At 67.1% G+C, this 5,091-nt stretch carries 4 protein-coding genes; 2 read left to right on the top strand and 2 right to left on the bottom strand.

The features are described from left to right. Both ADK57_RS10515 and ADK57_RS10510 read right to left on the bottom strand, forming a co-directional pair. Positions 1-1,610, bottom strand: a 1,610-nt coding sequence (locus tag ADK57_RS10515; RefSeq protein ID WP_053749128.1) for an RICIN domain-containing protein, incomplete at its 3' end; no start/stop codon positions are given. Positions 1,611-1,833: 223 nt separating this feature from the next. Beyond that, positions 1,834-2,898: a LacI family DNA-binding transcriptional regulator gene (locus tag ADK57_RS10510; protein ID WP_053749127.1), complete on the bottom strand. Its 1,065-nt coding sequence runs from the start codon at positions 2,896-2,898 to the stop codon at positions 1,834-1,836. Between the two features lie 375 nt (positions 2,899-3,273). On the opposite strand from ADK57_RS10510, the gene ADK57_RS10505 reads away from it, so the two are divergent. Continuing rightward, positions 3,274-4,584: an ABC transporter substrate-binding protein gene (locus ADK57_RS10505; RefSeq protein ID WP_199830531.1), complete on the top strand. Its 1,311-nt coding sequence runs from the start codon at positions 3,274-3,276 to the stop codon at positions 4,582-4,584. Between the two features lie 38 nt (positions 4,585-4,622). Next, positions 4,623-5,091, top strand: a 469-nt coding sequence (locus tag ADK57_RS10500; protein WP_199830530.1) for a carbohydrate ABC transporter permease, incomplete at its 3' end; no start/stop codon positions are given.

The raw sequence follows: 5,091 nt of genomic DNA, 5'->3' as shown, positions 1-5,091 counted from the left end.
TGGGTGAGGTTCCAGCGCTGGCAGGCGCAGCCGGTGTCACTCCACTGGCCCGCGGTGGTTCCGGTGGTGGTGGAGGCGTTCGGGATCTCGAGGTTCTTGGCGGTGACGCGGTTGGTCAGGGTGTAGCCGCCGGCGGGGTGGGGGGCGATGGCCCATTCGTGGTCGAGGGTGCCGTTGTCGTCCCACTGGAGGATCCTGGCGCCATTGGCGGTGGACTGGTTTTCCACGCCGAGGACCTTGCCGCTGGCGACGTTGAAGATCTTGAAGTAGCCGGAGGGCTGCGCTGCGAAGCGCCACTGCTGGTCGGTGGCGTTGTCGGCGCTCTGCTGGGTGGCGGCGGTGCCATTGGTGGTGGAGCCGCCCGCGATGGCGAGCTTCAGGTTGCTGTTCGCGTTGGACACGGTGTAGGTGGCGCCGTCCGAGATCCCGCCGCCCAGGTCGATCGTGCCGTACGTGACAGGGTTACGGAGGTTGCTGCCGCCGCTTCCCCCACTGAGCACCAGCAGGCTGTGGCCGTCGGCCAGGGGCAGCATGCCGCGGCTGTAGCCACTGGCGACGTTGGAGCTGATGCGCGTCCAGGTGTCGGCGGCGCCGTTGGCGGTGTTGAGGAACAGGTCGCCTGTGCTGTAGGCGCCGACGACAAGGGTGCCGTTCGGGCCGCCGGTGGGCAGCCATGTGATGTACGGGGTGCTGGTCGGGACCACGCCGTCCGTCGAACGCAGGGGTATGCCGGTGACGGAGTTGAACGCCTCCGGGTCAGGGGAGATCTTGTAGTAGACGGCGAAGTTGCCCGCGGGGGAACCGCCGTACTCGTAGGTCATGACGTAGTTGCCGTTGGGCAGCTTGGCGACGGTGGGCATTCCCGGGCGCTGGCTGTAGGTGGGCATCGCCACGTCGTCCACGACCGGCCCCCAGGTGCGGACGTCCGTGGTGACCTGGTGCACGAGCTTCTGCCCGTGGTCGGGATCGCGCTGGTCGGAGTAGTAGACGATCAGCTTGCCGTTGGCGTAGAGGAAGAACGGCTCCCACACGGGGGTGTTGCCGTTCGTGTCGAAGGCCGCGCCGCCGGTGGCGATGTTGCTGACGAACGTCCAGGTCTGTCCGCGGTCGGTGCTGGCGTAGACATCGATCTTGATGGCGGAGCGGTCGGCGGGGACGGAGGCTCCGGCGGCGAGAATGGTGCCCGCGGGGAAGTCACCCACCGCTGTGGGGAGTTCGAACAGCTCGGGCTCCCAGCGCATGCCCCAGCCGTTCTGCGTGTCGGCGACCTCCGAGATCTTCGTCCAGGCGTTGCCGTTGTCGGTACTGCGGTAGATCGGGAGGACCGGCGTGCCGGAGGTGTACTGCTCGAACGTTGCCAGAAGCGTGCCGTTGGCCGAGCCGTTGTGCTGCAGTCGCAGCGCCCGCGGGTACAGAGACCCGGGCGAGGGCGCACCCGACGGCGGCGTGTACATCGTCTGCGACGGCCGGGCCAGAGCGTCCGCGGGGCCCGCGGCGGGCAGAACCAGCGTCGCCACCGCGGCGAGCAGGGCGAACACCAACGCCAGCAGGAAGAGGGGACGGGAACGCGGAGCGGCGCCGGATCTGGCGCCTGTCTGCGCAGGGGACATTGCGGCTCCCAGGGGAAGGGATGGAGGTGTGTTTCGGTGCCCGCCGTACGCCGGACTGATCCAGGCGCGCAACGGCGGAGTCGATGAGTGAGGTCAGCCGACGCGACGGCGGGTGATGTCGCGGCGACGATGGCTCCGACGAGGCCTCTCGGAACGAGGGCCCGTGGGCGACAGAGGTGCTGCTCACGCCTGCGCACTTCTCAAGGCACAGCGGGGCAGTTGCTCAAACGGTGCGAGGCACCGTCTCTCCGTGGTGGGAGGGCGGTGGTGCGGTGGAGCCTCGGACGACGAGTTCGACGGGTGGCTCACTCGCCGGAGGCAGATCCTTCTCCGGCTGCTCGACGGCGTGGACGAGCAGCCTGATGCCCTCTCGTGACGCGGCGTCGAAGGGCTGACGGACGGTGGTCAGTGGAGGGGTTACGTAGGCGAAGACGGGGTTGCCGTCGAAGCCGACCACGCTGATGTCCTCCGGCACCCGGCGGCCGGTCTCCCGCAGAGCGCGGATCAGGCCGATGGCCATTTCGTCACCCGCCGCGAACACCGCTGTCACCGAGCTGTCCGGTGCCAGCTCGCGGCCTGCCGAGTAACCGGATTCAGGTGACCAGTCGCCCTGGATCACCGGTGGTTCATACGCGCCCCGTGCCTCCAACGCCGCCCGCCAGCCCTCGACACGGTCCTTGGAGGCGTACCAACGTTGCGGGCCCGCGAGGTGGTGAACGGTCGTGTGGCCCAGGTCCAGCAGGTGATCGGTGGCCGCCCGTGCCAGCGCATGGGCGCCGACGCCCACAGTCAGGGTCCGGGCCGAGGGGAAGGACGGCGGTGCCCCGAGAAACAGAACAGGCACGTCGATCCTGACGGAGACCTCTCCTTCCACGACGGGCTCCGAGACGACGATCCCGTCAACTCCCTGTTCAAGGAGCGACATCACAGCGCCGGCAATGCCTTCGGGGTCCCCGTCCGGCGTGTTGACCACGCGCAGTGCGTATCCGGCGTCGCGTACGGCCTTCTCGATGCCCACGAGAAGCATGGCGGTTCCGTATCCGGCTGTCCCCAGGGCGACGACACCGATGGAACGATTCCGGCCCGAAGCCAGCGCCCTGGCCGCGTGATTCAGCCGGTACCCGAGCTTCTCGGCGGCTTCGAGCACCCGTTGCCGGACCGGGTCGGAGACGTAGGGCTCGTTGTTGAGTACCCGCGACACCGTCTTGCGCGAAACGCCGGCCACACGGGCCACGTCCGCGCTGAGCGGTGCGGGAGAACCCGCGCTGCGCCCCACCACTGGTGTCATGAGAGCTCCTGTCGGCCGGTGCCTGCTGCCTGATGTTTCGCCGCCCGCTGTCGGCATCAGGCGAGGTCAGCTGTATGACCGCGTGGTCACTGACCGCGCGGTCATATCTAGACAGCCCGACAGGCGCGCGTCAAGGGCACGCACACGATTTCCTTCACCGACAGAGCCCGCAGCTTCGAAAGGAGCGGTTCGCCAAGCTCGTTCTCCGCAGAGCCTTGACAGCGAGTCCCCGGAAAGTTCACTCTTCGACGCGTCAGCCGATTGGATCTGTCCGATCGCGTTTGTTTCTGGTCGCATCGTCGACCGCTTCACGTCACGTGCCCCCATTGAGCCGAAGCGCCATGCCCCGGGTTGTGACAGCCCTCAGGAGCCGAAATGCACCCTTCATCCCCTGGTCAGCCCATGCCTGGTACCAGCCGTCGCGCCGTGCTGCGCGGACTCGGCGGTGCCGCGGTACTGGGTGCCGGTATCCCCCTGCTGAGTGCCTGCGCCGGCAGTTCCGCCTCGTCGGACACCAAGACCGTCACCGTCGGATCCAACGCGTCCGACGCCGTCCCGAAGAAGGGATACGGCGACGTCTACGCGGCCTTCACGAAGCAGTCCGGGATCGCGGTCGACATCAACACCAAGGACCACAACACGTTCCAGGAGCAGATCAACACCTACCTGCAGGGCACACCGGACGACGTGTTCCAGTGGTTCGCCGGCTACCGGATGCAGTTCTTCGCGGCCAAGGGGCTCGCCTCCCCGATCGACGACGTGTGGAAGACGATCGCTGGCAACTTCCCCAGTGCCATGCACGACCTGAGCAAGGGTCAGGACGGCAAGTACTACCTGGTGCCCCTCACCACGTCCCCGTGGGCGGTCTTCTACCGCAAGAGCCTCTTCCAGAAGTACGGCTACGAGGTCCCCACCACGTGGGACGCGTACGTCGCCCTGTGCAAGCAGATGAAGAAGGACGGCCTCGTCCCGATCGCGTACGGCGACAAGGACGCCTGGCCGGCGATGGGCTCCTTCGACCAGATCAACTTCCGCCTCAACGGCTACGACTTCCACGTCGAGCTGATGGCGGGCAAGGCTTCGTGGACCGACGCGAAGGTCCGCAAGGTCTTCGACACCTGGGCCGAGACCCTGCCCTACCACCAGGAGGGCGCGGTCGGCCGTACCTGGCAGGACGCCGCGCAGACCCTGGTGGCCAAGAAGGCCGGCATGTACATGCTTGGCATGTTCGTGGCCCAGCAGTTCAGCAACAAGGCGGACCTGGACGACCTCGACTTCTTCGCCTTCCCCGAGATCGACCCGGCGTACGGTCAGGACACCGTCGAGGCGCCGACCGACGGCATCATGCTCAGCAAGAAGCCCAAGAACCACGCCGGGGCCGTCAAACTGCTCGAATTCCTGGGTACGGCCCAGGCCGAAGAGATCTACCTGAAGGCCGACCCGAGCCTGATCGCCGCCTCCACGAAGGCCGACACCTCCGGCTACAGCGCCCTTCAGAAGAAGGGCTACGAGATGATCACCCAGGCGAAGCATCTCACCCAGTTCATGGACCGTGACAGCCGGCCGGACTTCACCTCCACGGTGATGCAGCCCGCACTGCAGAAGTTCATCCGCGACCCCAAGGGGATCGACAGCCTGCTGTCCTCGATCGAGCGCCAGAAGAAGACGATCTTCGCCTCCGGCTGAGCCCGACCCCCCTTCTGAAGCGGATGAACACCGACACCATGAGCTCCGAAACGACCACGAAGATCCCGGAGGCGGCCGCGGTGCCGCCTCCGGGCGCCGCGACGCCGAAGAGGCGGGTTCCACAGGGCCACCGGCGGCTGCTGACCCGCCGCGACCGCATCACGCTCGGCCTGATGGCCGGCCTGCCGACGATCCTGCACGTGGCCCTCGTCTGGGTCACCGCCCTCGCCTCGATCGCCCTGGCCTTCACCACCTGGGACGGCATCGGCATCGACTCCATCAGGTGGGTCGGCCTGGACAACTTTCGCGAACTGTTCAGCAACAACCCGCAGTTCTGGCCCGCCGTCCAGCACAACGTCATCTGGTTCGTCGTGCTCATCCTGATCCCGACCCCGCTCGGCCTGTTCCTGGCCGTGCAGCTGGACAAGAAGATCCGCTTCAGCCGGGTCTACCAGACCGCGTTCTTCCTGCCGGTCGTGATGTCGCTGGCGGTCATCGGCTTCGTCT

It is taken from the genome of Streptomyces sp. MMG1533 (genome assembly GCF_001279775.1).
Classification (GTDB): Bacteria; Actinomycetota; Actinomycetes; order Streptomycetales; family Streptomycetaceae; genus Streptomyces.
This window is presented reverse-complemented; position numbering and strand designations above follow the sequence as displayed.